This is a genomic window from Pseudooceanicola sp. (assembly GCF_029213205.1).
Lineage (GTDB): Bacteria > Pseudomonadota > Alphaproteobacteria > Rhodobacterales > Rhodobacteraceae > Pseudooceanicola.
In genome coordinates this window covers 24,130-39,426 of sequence record NZ_JARGNH010000003.1, presented here as the reverse complement: position 1 = coordinate 39,426, position 15,297 = coordinate 24,130, and the positions used below count along the sequence as shown (strand labels likewise).

The window sequence follows — 15,297 nt, the reverse complement described above, 5'->3', positions numbered from 1 at the left end:
CTCAATTCGCCTTTCCGTTAAAGACCGTGTCCTTGTAGGCGCGATCGCCATTGGCGATGTCTTCGACCCAGATCCGCACCTCGGTCCGCTCCGCCTCGGCGGGGGCCGAACCGCGCGGCGCGACGATATAGACCTTTTGCAGCTTGGTCGCATCGGCGGGCACTGTCACCGTTTCATATGGCGTGCCCTCGAGCTGCACCCTGAGCGAAAGATCGCCCTTGATCGAAATCCGGAATGGTCGGTCATCGCCATGTTTGTTGAGCAGCCGCACATCATAGGTGTTGCGGATCGACCCGTCAGACATGGTGACAAAGGTCGGATTGCGCACCGGCGCCACGGTGACCTCGATATCGGGGCGGATGAACAGCGCGAACATCAGGCCGAACCCGACCAGCGACCACAGGGTGGTATACATGATCGTGCGCGGCCGCAGGATATGTTTCCAGATGTTGCGCGGCGCCTTGCCCGCGCGTTCGGCCACCTCGTCGGTCAGCGCCATATAATCGATCAGCCCGCGCGGCTTGCCGACCTTTTCCATCATGTCGTCACAGGCGTCGATACACAGCGCGCAGGTGATGCAGGCCAGTTGCTGGCCGTCGCGAATGTCGATGCCGACCGGGCAGACGTTGACGCAGGCGTTGCAATCGATGCAATCGCCCAGCTGATCGGCGCCCTCGGCCTTGCGGTGCTTGCCGCGCGGCTCTCCGCGCCAGTCGCGATAGGCGACGACCAACGTGTCCTCGTCCATCATCGCCGCCTGGATCCGCGGCCAGGGACAGGCGTAGATGCAGATCTGTTCGCGCGCGAAGCCGCCAAAGATGAAGGTCGTCATCGTCAGCACAAGGATCGTCGTATAGGCGACCGGATGCGCGTTCAGGGTGAACAGATCGACCAATAGCTGCGGCGCATCGGTGAAATAGAACACCCACGCCCCGCCGGTGGCGAGGCCGATCAGAAACCACACCGACCATTTCGTCAGTCGCAGCCGGACCTTGCGGAAGTCCCATTTCTTTTGTCGGTGCAGGCGCAGCTGGGCGTTGCGATCCCCGTCGATCCAGCGCTCGACCAGCATGAACAGGTCGGTCCAGACGGTTTGCGGACAGGTATAGCCACACCAGACCCGCCCCAGCGCCGAGGTGAACAGGAACAGGCCCAACCCGGCCATCACCAGCAGACCGGCGATGAAATAGAACTCATGCGGCCAGATCTCGATCCAGAAAAAGAAGAAGCGGCGATTGGCGAGATCCACCAGCACCGCCTGATCGGGCAGGTTCGGCCCCCGGTCCCAGCGAATCCAGGGCGTCAGGTAATAGACACCCAAGGTGAACAGCATGATCAGCCATTTCAGGTTACGAAACCGGCCTTTGACCCGCTTGGGAAAGATCGGTTCGCGGGGGGCATAAAGCCGTTGTTCTGGTTCAGTGGACGTCACCGGGACTCACCCCATCCGTTCGGAAATTTGACTATGTTCTGTCAGGCGGTGGCCTGGCCAGCCTTGACTTCGATCAAATCACACATTTCCGCGATATCTATTTCTGGTCACGGTCAGAGCGATCCAAACTGCGCTTGCCTTCCCCCCTTATCCAATTGCGGAAGGCGCGGGCCTGGGGGCGCAGCATCCCAGTCCGCCACACCAGAAAATAGCCCTTTTTACGCCGATCCTCGAACAGAATCCGCAACCGGCCTGACGCCACGTCCGACGCGACAAACGCCCCGGCGGTCACGGCGATGCCCTGCCCCTCGCGGGCCGCGTCGATCATCAGGTTTCCGGGCAGCGATGTCAGCCCCCTGGCCCGGTCCAGCACCGCGCCGTGGCACTCGAAAAACTCGCTCGCCTCATTGGTCCCGATCTCCTGCATCCAGTGAAACCCTGACAGATCGGCGGGCGAGACATAGGCGCCATCGCCAACCAGGGACCGCGCCGCGACAACGACGATCGGCGTCTCGATCAGCAACTCGGCTTCGAGCCCTGGCCAACTGCCGGTGCCATAGCGCACGGCCAGATCAATCTCGCCAGGACGCAGGCTGCGGGTTTCCGGCGACGGGTCGATCATCAAAGAGACTTCGGGATATTTGGCGCGAAACCGTGCCAGCCTGGGCATCAACCAATTGGCGGCAAAGGCCGGGGTTGTCGTCACCTGCACCGGCCTGTCGGCATCGGCGCCGGTCAGTTCGGCCACCGCGCGCTGAATCCGTTCGAACCCGGCGCCGGCGGCCTCGGCCAGGGTCAGCCCGGCGTCGGTCAGGGCGCCGCGCGACCGGCCCCGCTCAAGCAGGGTCAGGCCCAGATGGTCCTCAAGCGCGCGAATCTGCTGGCTGACCGCCGCATGGCTGACATTCAGCCGCGCCCCGGCAGCGGACATCGAGCCGCTTTCGGCATAGGCAGCAAAGGCCCGCAACGCGGTCAGAGGGGGGAGCGTCAGCCAATCCATTGTAAGATCAGCTTACATGGTCGCGATATTCCTGAATAGCGGAAATCGCCCCATTCATTCATGTTACAGGCATGAAACCGGTCAAAAAGGATCATCTGAAATGTTTGCGATCTTCTCGGAATATCTTGCCGCCGCAACTCTGCGCGAGGCCCGGCACCAACGTGAATTGCGCGGCGGCAAACCCGACCCCAGGGGCCGCTGGCGCGCCAGCCCGAATTGGCGCAACCTGCCGGAAGACTTCTGAGCCCGGCGTCGCGGCGCGCGCCTTTGCCCAGTGCGCGCCCAACGCCCCAGCCGGACACCCCCGACGGACACAGGTGACAGGGGCCGCCTCGCCCCGCGGTTTCGCGCGGCGGTTCCCTTGTTTGTTGCCCCGCGGCGCTCTACATGCAGGACATGTTTGATCGCCTCCCCTTTCTGAACCGCGCGCCCAGCGTCGCGGTGATCCGGCTTAAGGGCCTGATCGCCTCAGGCGCCCGTGGCCCACTGAACGATCAGCTTCTGGCCCCGACCATCGAGCGCGCCTTTCGCCGCGGCAAGCCGGTCGCCGTGGCCCTGCTGATCAATTCGCCCGGTGGTTCGCCGGTGCAATCCTCGTTGATCGCGGCGCGGATCCGGCGGCTGGCGGCCGAGCGGTCGGTCCCGGTCTTTGCCTTTGTCGAGGATGTTGCCGCCTCGGGCGGCTATTGGCTGGCCTGTGCGGCGGATGAAATCCATGCCGACGAAAGCTCGGTCATCGGTTCGATCGGGGTGATATCCTCGGGATTTGGTGCGCAAATTTTCCTGTCGCGCCAAGGCATTGAACGACGGGTGCACACGGCTGGCAAGTCCAAGTCGATGCTCGACCCGTTCCGCCCCGAGGACCCGCAGGATGTCGAAAAGCTCGAGGCGTTGCTGGGCGATATCCACACCAGTTTCATCAACCATGTGAAAGCCCGGCGCGGCGATCGGTTGAAACCCGAGGTGCCGCTGTTCGAGGGCGAAGTCTGGCTTGGCCGACGGGCGCAGGACCTGGGGCTGATCGACGGCATCAGCCATCTGGTGCCCTTCATGAAGGCCCGGTTCGGTGACAAGGTCCGGTTCCGCCAATACGGCCCGCGCCGGGGCATCGCCCAGCGTCTGGGTGCGGCGGTGATCGACGACGCCCTCGGCGGGATTGAGGAACGGGCCGCCTTTGCCCGCTTCGGGCTGTGAGCGGATGATCGTCAAGATCGTCACCCTGTTCCTGATCGGCATGGCAGTGCTGGCGATGTTTGGTAAACTGCGGATGCCGCGCCCACCGCGACGCACCGCCGCGAAATGCCCGGCATGCGGGCGCCATCGGATCGGCAAGGGGCCCTGCCCCTGCAAAAAAGGCTAATCAAACATGGTACTGATCGAAGCGGCTGTCATGGCCACAATCGGTCTGGTCTTGCTGGTGCTGGCGGGTGATCTCCTGGTGCGGGGCGCGGTCAATCTGGCGCTGCGGGTCGGGATTCCGGCGCTGGTCGTGTCGCTGACCGTGGTCGCCTTTGGCACCTCTCTGCCCGAATTGCTGATTTCGGTAGACGCGGTGCTGTCGGGCAAGCCGGGGTTGGCACTGGGCAATGTCGTCGGATCGAATATCGCCAATATCCTGCTGGTGCTCGGCCTGCCGGCGCTGATCTCGGGGCTGCACACCGGCCGGGTCAACACCCGGCGCAGCTACCTGACCATGGTGGCGGCGACGCTGCTGTTCGTGGCTTTGGCCCAGCGCGGGGTGATCGACCTCTGGGCTGGGATCATCCTGCTGGTCGCGCTGGCGCTGGCGCTGTCTGATCAGCTGCGCGGCGCCCTCAAGGCGCGCCGCGGCGATGACGGCATGGCGCCGGACACCGCCGATCCCGAAATGCCGGCCTGGCGGATTGCTGTCTTTCTGACGATGGGGCTGGCCGGGCTGCCGCTGGGTGCCGATCTGCTGGTCACCAATGCCGCGGTGCTGGCCAGTGCCTTTGGCGTCAGCGACGCGGTGATCGGCCTGACCCTGGTGGCGGTCGGCACCTCGCTGCCCGAGCTGGCGACCACGGTGATGGCCGCATTGCGCCGTCAGGCGGATGTAGCGATCGGCAATGTGATCGGATCAAACCTGTTCAACCTGCTGGCAATCCTCGGCATTACCGCGCTGGTCGGGCCGATCCCGGTGGCCCCGGAAATCGCCCGTTTCGACATCTGGGTGATGTTGGGCGCGGCGCTGTTGCTGGGCGGCTTTGTCCTGCTGCGCCGTGACCTGACCCGCAGGTGGGGCATTGCCTTGAGTGCGGCCTATTTGCTCTACGTCATACTGGTGCTGATCTGAATCGAAAGGAACCGCGATGCAAACCGCTTTGGTGACCGGTGGCGGCAAACGGCTGGGTCGCGCCATGGCCATCGCCCTGGCCGAGGCCGGGCATGACGTCGCTGTGCATTACGCCACCTCGCACGACGCCGCCGAAGACACCGCCGCGGCGATCCGCGCCCTCGGGCGGCGGGCGGTCTGTGTTCAGGCCGATCTGACCGACGAGGCCCAGACGCAGGCGCTGATCCCGGCAGCAATTGCGGCGCTGGGCTCTGGCCTGACCTGTCTGGTCAACAATGCCTCGATCTTTGAATATGACAACATCCACAGCGCCAGCCGTGACAGCTGGGACCGGCATCTGGAATCAAACCTGCGCGCGCCCTTCGTACTGATCCAGGGCTTTGCCGCCCAGGCCCCGGCGCCGGCCCCAGATGCCAACGACGAACCGCAGGCCCAGGCATTGGTGGTCAACATGATTGACCAGCGGGTCCGCAAGCTGACACCGGAATTCATGAGCTACACCCTGGCCAAATCGGCGCTCTGGACTCTGACCCAGACCGCAGCCCAGGCATTGGCCCCAGCGGTGCGGGTAAACGCCATCGGTCCCGGCCCGACCCTGGTCGGTGCCCGACAGAGCGCGGCGCATTTCGAGACCCAGAGGCAGGCAACAATACTCAACCGTGGCGCGAACCCAAACGACGTCACTTCCGCCCTGATTTATCTACTTTCCGCACCTGCGGTAACCGGTCAATTGATCTGCGTTGACGGTGGTCAGCACCTGGGTTGGCGCACGCCGGACATTGTCGGGCTGGAATAGGCCTCATTTGGTCCGGCGACAAAAAAGTTTTGCACGGGTGCGGATGTGGTCACAGAATCGTTACCAAAAGATCAATGTTATCAGAGATTTGCCCCATGATGCGATTTTATGTCGTTTAATTTCAACACCTTACGTAATTGCCTAAAATTTAGGCAAACCGAGGAAGCCAGCCAAAAACAACAATAATTTCCGATCCGACAAAAGTTGTCTCCAGACTTACCCACAGGTTACGGGGAAAGCTTGTGTCTTGCTCCGTGGCATCGGAAATTGCAGGCAGGCCCGAGAATCATCCATTTCGAAGCTGACCAACGCAAAGCTTTCATGCCAAACGACTCAAAAACAGGCCATGCGCTGATCCAGGATCATCTGCGCCGACTGACCACCGCGCCGGGGGTCTATCGGATGCTCGATGCCGAGTCCCGGGTGCTCTATGTCGGCAAGGCGCGGAACCTCAAAGCGCGGGTTTCCAGCTATGCCCGCCCGACCGGCCATTCCGGGCGGATCGCCCGGATGATCCGCGAAACCGCCGCGATGATGTTCCTGAGCACCCGGACAGAGACCGAGGCGCTGCTGCTCGAACAGAACCTGATCAAGCAGCTGAAACCGCGCTACAACGTGCTGCTGCGCGACGACAAGAGCTTTCCCAATATCCTGGTCGCAAAGGATCACGACTTTCCGCAGATCAAAAAGCACCGCGGCGCCAAAAAGGAAAAAGGCGCCTATTACGGCCCCTTCGCCAGCGCCGATGCGGTGAACCGGACACTGACCCAGATCCAGCGGGCGTTCCTGCTGCGCAATTGCACCGACAGCCAGTTCGAAGGCCGCAGCCGCCCCTGCCTGATGTATCAGATCAAACGCTGCTCGGCCCCCTGCACCGGGCTGATTGGCGCCGCGGATTACGCCGCCTCGGTCGCGGATGCCGAACGCTTCCTCTCTGGGCGCTCGACCGAGATGCAAGAACAGCTCGCCGCCGATATGGCCGCCGCAGCCGAGGCGATGGAATTCGAACGCGCCGCGGCCCTGCGCGACCGCATCCGCGCTCTGACCCAGGTGCAGACCGCCCAGGGCATCAACCCGCGCAGCACCGCCGAGGCCGACGTCATCGCCCTGCATATGGAGGCCGGGCAGGCCTGCGTGCAGGTGTTCTTCATCCGCGCCAACCAGAACTGGGGCAACCGCGATTTCTATCCCCGCGCCGGGGCCGATGTCGACGAGGCCGAGGTGCTGCAGGCCTTTCTCGGCCAGTTCTACGACAACAAGGAACCGCCGCGACAGATCCTGCTGTCGCACCCGATCGAAGACCCCGACCTGATGCAGGCGGCGCTGAGCGAAAAGGCCGGCCGCAAGGTGGAAATCCTGGTGCCCCAGCGCGGCGAAAAGGCCGAGCTGATCGAAGGCGCCAGCCGCAACGCCCGCGAAAGCCTGGGCCGCAAGATGGCCGAGGGCGCGGCGCAGTCAAAGCTGCTGCGCGGGCTGGCCGAGGCCTTTGACTTGGTGGCGCCGCCGACCCGGGTCGAGGTCTATGACAATTCGCATATCCAGGGCAGTCACGCCGTCGGCGCGATGATCGTTGCCGGGCCCGAGGGGTTTCTGAAGTCCCAGTACCGCAAGTTCAACATTCGCGGCGACGAACTGACCCCCGGCGATGATTTTGGAATGATGAAAGAGGTGCTGACCCGGCGCCTGACCCGATTGCTGAAGGACGATCCGGATCGCTCCAAAGGGCTGTGGCCGGATCTGATGCTGATCGACGGCGGTGCCGGTCAGGTCTCGGCGGTGCGCGAGATCATGGAGCAGACCGGGGTCAAGGATGTCCCTTTCATTGGCGTCGCCAAAGGCATCGACCGCGACGCCGGCAAAGAGGAATTCCACCGCCCCGGCGCCCGCGCCTTTGCCCTGCGCCGCGACGATCCGGTGCTCTATTTCATCCAGCGCCTGCGCGACGAGGCGCATCGCTTTGCCATCGGCACTCATCGCGCCAAGCGCAGCAAGGCGATCTCGGCAACACCGCTCGACGACATCGCCGGGGTTGGCGCCGCCCGAAAACGCGCCCTGCTGGCACATTTCGGATCGGCCAAGGCGGTCAGCCGCGCCAATCTGTCGGATCTGAAAGCAGTCGAGGGGGTGTCGGACAGGCTGGCCGAAACCATCTATGACCATTTCCACGACCGTGGCTGACCGAGTCTCGCAATCCAGCCCTGACCAGATTGCGCGCCTGCGGCGCACACCATTCTGGATTGGGGCTCTGCCCCAAACCCCGGGATATTTCGCAACCAGAGGAAGCAGGCACCGTCTCCGGCTTCATCTTGCCAAAAATATTCCCGCCGGAGGCACCCGATTTCCGGAGGAAATCGCAAATATAGGCATGCGCCGCAGGCGCACATTTCCGGTCGAGTTCAGTCGCGCAGCCGCCAACCGCTGCGGAAGATCCACCAGATGACGCCAAGGCAAAGCGCCGTGAACCCGGCAATCGCCAGCAGGCTGAGCCCGACCGGGACATCGGCCTGTTCGAAAAACGCCCAGCGGAATCCCGAGATCAGATAGACCACCGGGTTGAACAGGGTAACGGTTTGCCAGACCGGCGGCAGCATTGAGGTCGAATAGAAGGCGCCGCCGAGAAACACCAGCGGCGTGACGATCAGCATCGGAACCAACTGCAGCTGTTCAAAGTTCTTTGCCCAAATCCCGATGATAAAGCCCATCAGCGCGAACGAGATACACGTCAGAACCAGGAACGCCAGCATCGCCAGCGGATGCGCGATGCTGAGATCGACAAACAACGAGGCGGTGCCGAGGATCACCAGCCCGATGAACAGCGACTTGGTCGCCGCGGCGCCGACATAGCCCACCACCACCTCAAGGAAATTCACCGGCGCTGACAGGATCTCATAGATCGTGCCGATGAATTTCGGGAAATAGATGGCGAAGGAGGCGTTGGAAATCGATTGCATCATCACCGACAGCATGATCAGCCCCGGCACGATGAAGGCGCCATAGCTGACCCCTTCGACCTCTTGAATCCGGCTGCCGATGGCGGTGCCAAAGACCACGAAATAGAGCGAGGTCGAGATCACCGGCGAGATGAAGCTTTGCAGGATGGTTCTGAAAAACCGCGCCATTTCATAACGGTAGATCGACCAGATCGCGATCACGTTCATGCCGCGTCCTCCCTCACGAGACCGACAAAGATCTCTTCCAGTGAATCCTGACGCGTTGACAGGTCGCGCAGATTGATGCCGGTCGCCGCCAATTCGGACAATAGCCTGGTGATGCCAGTGCGTTCGGACTGGGTGTCATAGGTGTAGATCAGGCAACGGCCTTCCGCGCCCAGCGCCAGATCGAACCCTGCGAGCGCGGCGGGTATTTCCGCCAGCGGGTCGCGCAGGTCCACGATCAACTGCTTCTTGCCCAGCCGCTGCATCAGCTTGTCGGTTTCTTCGACCAGCAGGATCTCGCCCTTGTTGATCACCGCGATCCGATCGGCAATCGCTTCGGCCTCTTCCAGGTAATGGGTGGTCAGGATGATGGTCACGCCGTCGCGTTTCAGCTCAGCGACCACCTCCCACATCTCCTTGCGCAGGCTGACGTCGACACCGGCGGTCGGCTCGTCCAGAAACAGCACCCTTGGGTCATGGCTCAGCGCCTTGGCGATCAGCACCCGGCGTTTCATGCCGCCGGACAGGGCCATGGTGCGCACGCCCTTCTTGTCCAGCAGCGACAGCTGGCCCAGCACCTTGTCGATATGCGCGTCATCGCGGCGCTTTCCGAACAGCCCGCGGGTCAGCCGCACCGCATTTCCGACCGTCTCGAACTGCTCCAGAGCGATCTCCTGCGGCACCAACCCAATCAGATTGCGGGCGGCGCGAAAGTCGCGCTGAATGTCAAAACCACCGACCGTGGCATTGCCCGAGGTCGGAATGGTGATCCCGCAGAGGGTCGAAATCAGCGTCGTCTTTCCAGCGCCATTGGGGCCGAGCAGGGCAATGATCTCGCCCTCTTCGATATCCAGCGACACGCCCTTCAGCGCCTCAAAGCCGCCCTCATAGGTCTTGCGCAAATTCTTGATCTGAAGGATCGGGGCCATTGGCACCTCCGGTGTTCACTTCCTGTTCTCGCGCCGGGACCCTACCCCTGCGCGCGAGAATAGCAAGCCGGAGCCGTCGTTCTTCACCTCGCGTTTTTGCACAGTGGCGCGGCAATCATGCGCATCAGCGCCCTGTGACCCGCGCCAGCCAGCCTTTCTTGACCGCCTCGGGCTCATCGCCGTCATCGGCGGGGCCCTCAAGCACCTCTTGAAAGCGGCTAAAGAACTGATCCGCCATCTTCTTGGCAAAGCCATCAATTATCCGGCTGCCCAGCTGCGCCAGCTTGCCGCCGACTTTTGCCTCGACGTCATAGGTCAGTCTGGTGCCCTCAGGGATCGCTTCCAGCGTCACCTTGGCGCCGCCCTTGGCAAAGCCCGCGGCGCCGCCCTTGCCTTCACCGGACAGGGTCAGGCTTTGCCCCGGCACGATGTCGGACACCACCACCTGCCCCTTGAACGTCGCCTTGACCGGTCCGACCTTCTGCACCACCGTCGCCTCGAACCCGTCCTCGGGGGTGCCGCTGACCTCTTGTGCACCGGGCACGCATTCCTTCAGCACTTCGGGCGAAATCAGCGCCGCGAATACGGTTGCCGGGTCACATTTGATATCGCGCGTGTCGGTCATCTGCATGGGGGTCACTCCTGAAATGGGCCCTGATCTGGGGGGTTGGCGCGGACGCTACCCCAGTGACTGGCGGAACGGAATACCATACTGGCCTCAGCGATTAACCCAAGGTTCGGTTTTCCGGTGACACCGATGCCGACGCCGCGCAGCCATTTCATCACCGATTTGGCCGGCTTGGTTAACGGGCCGTTAAGGCGAGCAGCGCAGGCTTGCCGCATGCCCAATATCGCCCGCCCCATCTCTCTGGCGATTGTCGCCCTGTTGCTGTTGGCCCCGCCGGGGCTGGCCGGGGCCTGGCCACGTGGCACCGGGCATTCCTTTACCGCCACCACCACTCGCCTCACCGATGGCTCGATCCCGCTGGCGCCCCGGGTGCTGACCTCGGTGTTCCATGAATCCGGGCTCAGCAACCGGATGACCCTGGGATTCGAGCTCGACCTCGCCGCCGGGCGGCTCAACAAGGCGATGGCGTTCTACCAGATCAGCCTGCTGCCGCCACAACACCGATCCCGCCTGACCTTTGCGCTTGGCGGCGGCACCCTGTCGGGGGATCCGGCGATCTCGCCCCGGATCATGCTGGGACATGGGTTTGAGCTGTTTCAGATGCACGGCTGGGTCGAGGCCAATATCGGCGCCGAGGTCAATCTGGCCACCAAGGGGCTGGCCGGTAAGATCGACCTGACCCTTGGCCTGTCGGCCGGCCCCCGGGTCAAAAGCTATGTCCAGGTTTTTGCCTATCAGGCCCGCGGCGGGCAGCCCTATCTGCGATTGGAAAGCTCGACCGCCCTGCGCATCTTCAAACACAGCTGGATCGATCTTGGCCTGTCCACCGGCATCACCCCGATTGTGGATCGTCAGATCAAGATCGGCATCTGGACCAGCTTCTGATTGAGCCGCCCCGACGTGCCGGCTAGGCTGGCGCATGGCCGAGACCAACCCGATCCGTCAGACTGATGACGCCGCCCGCGCCCTGGCGCAGGCCCTGTTGCAGCAGGCGCGCTTCGCCGCCCTTGCGGTGATCGACCCCGGCAGTGGCGCGCCGATGCTCAGCCGGATCGCGCTGGCCACCGCAGCGGACGGGCGCCCGCTCAGCCTGCTCTCAGATCTCGCGGCCCATTCTGTGGCGCTGAAATCCAACCCCGCCGCCTCGCTGCTGGTTGGTGAGCCGGGCGACAAGGGCGATCCGCTGACCCATCCCCGGCTGACCCTGCAATGCCGGGTGCGGATGGTCCGTCAGGACCACGCCGATCACGCCCGCCTCAGCGCCCATTACCTGGCGCTGCGCCCCAAGGCACAGCTCTATGCCGGATTTTCGGATTTCTTTTTCGCGCTATTCGACATCGACAGCGCCTTTCTGAACGCCGGCTTCGGCAAGGCCTATCGCCTCACCGCCGCCGACATCCTGAGCTGACCCGTCAGACCGTGTCATCCATCCGCACGATCACCGTGGCGGTGCCCTTGACCGGCTCTTCCCAGTTCAGCGTCACCTGGGTCTTGGCCGCGCCCTCCTTCACCTTCACATAGGGCATCCCCCAATGCGCGGTGTTGTTGGCGCGGGTGATCTTGCCATTGGCGACCAGGCTTTCCACCGTCTGCGCCCAGCCACCAAACGGCAGGTTCGGGGCGCATTCGACGTCCCAAGTCGCCGCCTCCGTCGCCTCGTCATGGCGCAGGATCAGCGGATTCGACGCCCCGACGCTGACATTGTTGAACATGTTGTCGCTGAAGGTCACGTTCCTGCAGCGGTCATAATCCAAATCGGCAAAGCTGGTGTCGACGGATTCCACCCGGTCGATCAGGCCATGGATGGTGCGAAAAATATTGCCGGTCACCGCCAGCCCGTTCAGGAAATGCCCGGTGCCATGCGGCTTGACCACGATGAAGGTGAACCAGGGCGCCACATCCGAACACAAGAAAATATTGTCGGTGATGCTCAGGCCCGAGAATGAGAACTCGCTGTTGAACGCCGGGCTGGCATCATGCTCGTTCGCCCATTCGATAAAGCAATTGTCGACATAATTGCCATTGATCGTCGCCCTTGTATTCGGATGGGTCAGGACCAGCCCCGCCAGACGCACCGCGTTGTTGGCGTCATCGCCCTGGAACCAGTGATTGCCGGTGATGATCGTACCGGTCCCGGCCAGGACCGCAAAATGGCGGAACTGGACAATGCGGTTGTCGCGCAGCTTCACATCATTGGCATTGGCGTTCAGCGCCACCGACACCCGGTTCGGGCTCAGCACCCCGCCCTCGTCCGACAGGAACTGGCAGCGGTCGATCAGCATCCCCTGACAGCCCTCGCCATGGCTGGTCAGCCCGCGATCCTTCGGCTTGTTCATCACGCAGTCGCGCAGGTGAAAGATCAGCCCCGAGGGCGCCAGCAGGATCCCCGAACACCGCCCGTTCAGGCGAAACTCGATATCCGACATCGAGAATTTGTCGAAATCGTCAAAGCCGCTGAAATCGAGCAGATATTGGAACCGGGTAAAGGTATAGGTCTGGGTGCCCGCCGCATCGTAGAGCGGCGCCGACAGGGTGATCTCCTGCGCGCCGATGTTCCGGTCCCGGACATAGACCTCACGACCCACCCCATTGCCAGTGACCAGCGATCCGACCCGCACATTGGCGACATTAACCACCCCGGTCAGTTTCAGCGCGTTGGACGGCGAATAGCTGGCCTGCGAGGTGGAGACCACATCATCCCAATTGCTCGAGTCCGCCACGTCGAACTGGCCGTTGGCGATATGGCGCCGGGTCGAAAAGGTGGATTTATTGGCCACAGCCGCCGCCATGTCGATCGGGCCGGTGACGGTGATCCGCCGCCCGCCCATGTCCAGACTTTCGTGCTGGCTGTCGTTCAACAGCGATTGAAACGCCTTCTTGAAGGCCAGTTCTTCATCGCCAAAGGCATCGATATAGCTCGGCAGGTCGAAATTCCGGGTCAGCGACAGGATCGAGGCGGTGGCCATGCTGACAGTCCCCTCAAACTGCACCCGGCTTTCCATGGTCAGGCTGCCGCCGAGGAAATAGCTCCCCTCGGAGACCATCACCAACCGCCCGTTCGCCGTCGCATCCGCCGCCTGGAACGCCGCCAGGTCATTGCTCGACCCGTCACCCTTGGCGCCGTAGTCGCGCACATCCACCCAAGGCAGCATCGTGCGCAGGAACACCTCGGTGACATCCTCGATGGTGATATCGTCGATCCGCACCACACCGCCGTTGGCGCCGGTCAGGTCCAGCCCGAAATGGCCATAGAGCGGGGCATTGCCCCAGACCATATCGACGCCCTGCCGGTCGCCGCTGCCGACAATCGCGCTGATCTCGACCACCTCACCATATTGGGTCAGGGTCACGCTCGGCCCGACCTCGGTCAACCCGGCCACATGCACGTCGCCCGCACCGCCCGCCCATCCTGCGATGCGCACATTGGGCAGGTTGCCACTCATCGCCTTGACCCGGGCGCTGATCCGCAGGTAGCAGCCGGGCAGGATCGGGGTCTCGCCCATATAGCGCAGCTTCTGGGTGCTGGTGCCCTTCAGCAGCTCCAGACAGCCAGCAAAATCCGCATCCGCCGGAACATAGGCGGCCCCCGGGTCGCCTGCATATGTGTCCGACCCCGGGGTGCCGTCACCCTTGGACCAGACCGCCAGCCCCCCCGAAAACGCCGGTGGCATAAACACGATTCCGTCGGTGATCGCCTTGTTCATCGAATTCCCCTTCCAGATGGCCCACAGCCGGGCGTTTGGGGAACGGGAGCTAACAGCGCCGCCTTAACACGATCTCAGAGCACCGTGACGGTGTCCGGCCCTGCCCGGCATCTGCGGTTCAGGTGGCCAGGTCTTGCGGCGGCAGAATATAGACGCCATCGATCTTCCAGCCCCGGTCGCTGACGATCATCTCATAACGCAGCAAAAAGCTGTGGCCGCTGGCATCTGTGATCGCGACAATCTGGTTCAGCCCGGCCTCACGCGCCTGCAGATCGAGGAACCGAAACTCGCGCGGGCGGTGCACCATCGGATAGGCCTGACGCACCATCGCGCCGAAATTCTGCGGCGTGACGAACCAGCCCTGAATCCGGCGACTGGCATGTTCAAAGGCCGCATCGAAATCGTCGGCCTGAAAATCCGCGATCTGCGCGCTGATCACTGATTGGATCGCCGCGCTCTGGCCCGACGCCGGCGCCGCCAGCCCGATCATTACCGCGATAAGCCCCATCAACTGCCGCATGGCCTGTCCTCCCTTGCTGCTCCAGATACGTCAGCACAGGCGACATGGTTTCATAGTCCGGCTTCATCTTGCCAAAAATATTCTCGGGGGGGCTCGGGCAAGGCCCGAGCGGGGGGCAGACAGCCCCCCTGCGCCACATCGGCAATCAGCGCCAGGCGAAAACCGGTTCTTCGTAATCGTTGACCCGGGTTTCCCGACCGCACACCAGCTCACCCAACTGATGCATCAGGGCCGCGGTCGGCGCATGGATATAGGACTCGACCAGGCTGATCCGGATCACCGGGCGGTCGCTTTCCGGGATGGTGACAAAGCTCAGCAGCTCGGGATCGGTGAGTTCTCCCAGCGAAACCGTAAACACCTTGGCCACCTCACCCGGATTGGGAACGAAGCCGCCCGATATCCCTGGCTCGGCCCAGAACACCACTGGCGTGATGATATAACCCGACCGGGTCTCGTAGTCATCGAGCAGCCCCAGCAGAGACTCCTCAGGCAGCAGATAGCCCAGCTCTTCGTCCATCTCGCGCCGGGCGGCCTCGACCTCGGTCTCGCCGGGATCGATCCGCCCGCCGGGCAGGGCAAACTGGTTGGAATGGGAGGACATCCGCGCGGCACGAAAGGTCAGCACCAGCCCGGCCCCGCCATCCGGCATATCGGTCAAGGCCAGACAGACCGCGGCGCGGCGCAGATCGTCGCGTTGGCTGACATAGCGGGGAAAACTCTCCAGCCGGGTGCGAATCGTATCGCGCAGGGGGTCGGAAAACGTAAGCGGCATGGGTTTGATTGTCCTGTCACCGGGCCATTCCTCGGCCTGCTCCCGAC

The 15,297-nt window shown here is 63.1% G+C and carries 16 protein-coding genes; 8 read left to right on the top strand and 8 right to left on the bottom strand.

Annotated elements, in window-relative coordinates; genetic code table 11:
• Nucleotide 1 precedes the first annotated feature (1 nt).
• Entirely contained in the window at nucleotides 2–1,432 is a 1,431-nt protein-coding gene (gene ccoG, locus P1U48_RS03815; RefSeq protein ID WP_301067389.1) for a cytochrome c oxidase accessory protein CcoG, read from the bottom strand.
• A gap of 97 nt (nucleotides 1,433–1,529) precedes the next feature.
• Complete coding sequence (locus P1U48_RS03810; RefSeq protein WP_301067386.1) at nucleotides 1,530–2,432, bottom strand: LysR family transcriptional regulator; 903 nt, start codon at nucleotides 2,430–2,432, stop codon at nucleotides 1,530–1,532.
• A gap of 100 nt (nucleotides 2,433–2,532) precedes the next feature.
• On the opposite strand from P1U48_RS03810, the gene P1U48_RS03805 reads away from it, so the two are divergent.
• From P1U48_RS03805 to uvrC, 6 genes are all read left to right on the top strand, one after another.
• Nucleotides 2,533–2,676 carry a hypothetical protein gene (locus tag P1U48_RS03805; protein ID WP_301067384.1) on the top strand — a complete coding sequence of 48 codons (144 nt, stop codon included), beginning with the start codon at nucleotides 2,533–2,535 and terminating at the stop codon, nucleotides 2,674–2,676.
• Nucleotides 2,677–2,828: 152 nt separating this feature from the next.
• The gene (locus tag P1U48_RS03800; protein ID WP_301067381.1) at nucleotides 2,829–3,626 is read left to right on the top strand and encodes a S49 family peptidase; all 798 of its coding nucleotides are present in this window, start codon (nucleotides 2,829–2,831) and stop codon (nucleotides 3,624–3,626) included.
• 4 nt (nucleotides 3,627–3,630) lie between these two features.
• On the top strand, nucleotides 3,631–3,792 hold the full coding sequence (locus tag P1U48_RS03795) for a hypothetical protein (protein WP_301067378.1): 162 nt from the start codon (nucleotides 3,631–3,633) through the stop codon (nucleotides 3,790–3,792).
• 6 nt (nucleotides 3,793–3,798) lie between these two features.
• Nucleotides 3,799–4,746, top strand: coding sequence for a calcium/sodium antiporter (locus P1U48_RS03790; RefSeq protein WP_301067376.1), 948 nt, complete (start codon nucleotides 3,799–3,801; stop codon nucleotides 4,744–4,746).
• Nucleotides 4,747–4,762: 16 nt separating this feature from the next.
• Complete coding sequence (locus P1U48_RS03785) at nucleotides 4,763–5,542, top strand: SDR family oxidoreductase (protein WP_301067374.1); 780 nt, start codon at nucleotides 4,763–4,765, stop codon at nucleotides 5,540–5,542.
• A 321-nt stretch (nucleotides 5,543–5,863) separates the two neighbouring features.
• On the top strand, nucleotides 5,864–7,720 hold the full coding sequence (gene uvrC / locus P1U48_RS03780) for an excinuclease ABC subunit UvrC (RefSeq protein ID WP_301067372.1): 1,857 nt from the start codon (nucleotides 5,864–5,866) through the stop codon (nucleotides 7,718–7,720).
• Between the two features lie 218 nt (nucleotides 7,721–7,938).
• Here uvrC and P1U48_RS03775 read toward each other — a convergent pair whose 3' ends face one another.
• The 3 genes from P1U48_RS03775 to P1U48_RS03765 all read right to left on the bottom strand — a co-directional run bounded on the left by P1U48_RS03775 (nucleotide 7,939) and on the right by P1U48_RS03765 (nucleotide 10,257).
• Nucleotides 7,939–8,700, bottom strand: coding sequence for an ABC transporter permease (locus P1U48_RS03775; protein ID WP_301067370.1), 762 nt, complete (start codon nucleotides 8,698–8,700; stop codon nucleotides 7,939–7,941).
• Nucleotides 8,697–9,626 (bottom strand): ABC transporter ATP-binding protein, encoded by a 930-nt coding sequence (locus P1U48_RS03770; RefSeq protein ID WP_301067368.1) that lies wholly within the window; start codon nucleotides 9,624–9,626, stop codon nucleotides 8,697–8,699. Before P1U48_RS03770 ends, P1U48_RS03775 begins: the two co-directional genes overlap by 4 nt.
• Nucleotides 9,627–9,750: 124 nt before the next feature.
• Nucleotides 9,751–10,257: a carbon monoxide dehydrogenase subunit G gene (locus P1U48_RS03765; protein ID WP_301067366.1), complete on the bottom strand. Its 507-nt coding sequence runs from the start codon at nucleotides 10,255–10,257 to the stop codon at nucleotides 9,751–9,753.
• A 210-nt stretch (nucleotides 10,258–10,467) separates the two neighbouring features.
• Between P1U48_RS03765 and P1U48_RS03760 the strand changes: the two genes are divergently transcribed.
• Both P1U48_RS03760 and P1U48_RS03755 read left to right on the top strand, forming a co-directional pair.
• A complete protein-coding gene (locus tag P1U48_RS03760; RefSeq protein WP_301067364.1) occupies nucleotides 10,468–11,139 on the top strand; it encodes a hypothetical protein in 672 nt (223 codons plus the stop codon).
• Between the two features lie 34 nt (nucleotides 11,140–11,173).
• A complete protein-coding gene (locus P1U48_RS03755) occupies nucleotides 11,174–11,662 on the top strand; it encodes a pyridoxamine 5'-phosphate oxidase family protein (protein WP_301067362.1) in 489 nt (162 codons plus the stop codon).
• A 4-nt stretch (nucleotides 11,663–11,666) separates the two neighbouring features.
• Here P1U48_RS03755 and P1U48_RS03750 read toward each other — a convergent pair whose 3' ends face one another.
• The 3 genes from P1U48_RS03750 to P1U48_RS03740 all read right to left on the bottom strand — a co-directional run bounded on the left by P1U48_RS03750 (nucleotide 11,667) and on the right by P1U48_RS03740 (nucleotide 15,250).
• Complete coding sequence (locus tag P1U48_RS03750; RefSeq protein WP_301067361.1) at nucleotides 11,667–13,958, bottom strand: glycosyl hydrolase family 28-related protein; 2,292 nt, start codon at nucleotides 13,956–13,958, stop codon at nucleotides 11,667–11,669.
• Between the two features lie 118 nt (nucleotides 13,959–14,076).
• Entirely contained in the window at nucleotides 14,077–14,478 is a 402-nt protein-coding gene (locus tag P1U48_RS03745; protein ID WP_301067359.1) for a DUF4864 domain-containing protein, read from the bottom strand.
• 145 nt (nucleotides 14,479–14,623) lie between these two features.
• Entirely contained in the window at nucleotides 14,624–15,250 is a 627-nt protein-coding gene (locus tag P1U48_RS03740) for a CoA pyrophosphatase (RefSeq protein WP_301067357.1), read from the bottom strand.
• Nucleotides 15,251–15,297 lie beyond the last annotated feature (47 nt).

Excerpts from the sequence above, each read along its gene's own strand:
- P1U48_RS03805 (WP_301067384.1), top strand. The coding sequence starts at position 2,533 with ATGTTTGCGATCTTCTCGGAATATCTTGCCGCCGCAACTCTGCGCGAG.
- P1U48_RS03790 (WP_301067376.1), top strand. The coding sequence starts at position 3,799 with ATGGTACTGATCGAAGCGGCTGTCATGGCCACAATCGGTCTGGTCTTG.
- P1U48_RS03775 (WP_301067370.1), bottom strand. The coding sequence starts at position 8,700 with ATGAACGTGATCGCGATCTGGTCGATCTACCGTTATGAAATGGCGCGG.
- P1U48_RS03750 (WP_301067361.1), bottom strand. The coding sequence starts at position 13,958 with ATGAACAAGGCGATCACCGACGGAATCGTGTTTATGCCACCGGCGTTT.
- P1U48_RS03755 (WP_301067362.1), top strand. The coding sequence starts at position 11,174 with ATGGCCGAGACCAACCCGATCCGTCAGACTGATGACGCCGCCCGCGCC.
- uvrC (WP_301067372.1), top strand. The coding sequence starts at position 5,864 with ATGCCAAACGACTCAAAAACAGGCCATGCGCTGATCCAGGATCATCTG.
- P1U48_RS03765 (WP_301067366.1), bottom strand. The coding sequence starts at position 10,257 with ATGCAGATGACCGACACGCGCGATATCAAATGTGACCCGGCAACCGTA.
- P1U48_RS03760 (WP_301067364.1), top strand. The coding sequence starts at position 10,468 with ATGCCCAATATCGCCCGCCCCATCTCTCTGGCGATTGTCGCCCTGTTG.
- P1U48_RS03770 (WP_301067368.1), bottom strand. The coding sequence starts at position 9,626 with ATGGCCCCGATCCTTCAGATCAAGAATTTGCGCAAGACCTATGAGGGC.
- P1U48_RS03745 (WP_301067359.1), bottom strand. The coding sequence starts at position 14,478 with ATGCGGCAGTTGATGGGGCTTATCGCGGTAATGATCGGGCTGGCGGCG.
- P1U48_RS03800 (WP_301067381.1), top strand. The coding sequence starts at position 2,829 with ATGTTTGATCGCCTCCCCTTTCTGAACCGCGCGCCCAGCGTCGCGGTG.
- P1U48_RS03795 (WP_301067378.1), top strand. The coding sequence starts at position 3,631 with ATGATCGTCAAGATCGTCACCCTGTTCCTGATCGGCATGGCAGTGCTG.
- P1U48_RS03740 (WP_301067357.1), bottom strand. The coding sequence starts at position 15,250 with ATGCCGCTTACGTTTTCCGACCCCCTGCGCGATACGATTCGCACCCGG.
- P1U48_RS03810 (WP_301067386.1), bottom strand. The coding sequence starts at position 2,432 with ATGGATTGGCTGACGCTCCCCCCTCTGACCGCGTTGCGGGCCTTTGCT.
- P1U48_RS03785 (WP_301067374.1), top strand. The coding sequence starts at position 4,763 with ATGCAAACCGCTTTGGTGACCGGTGGCGGCAAACGGCTGGGTCGCGCC.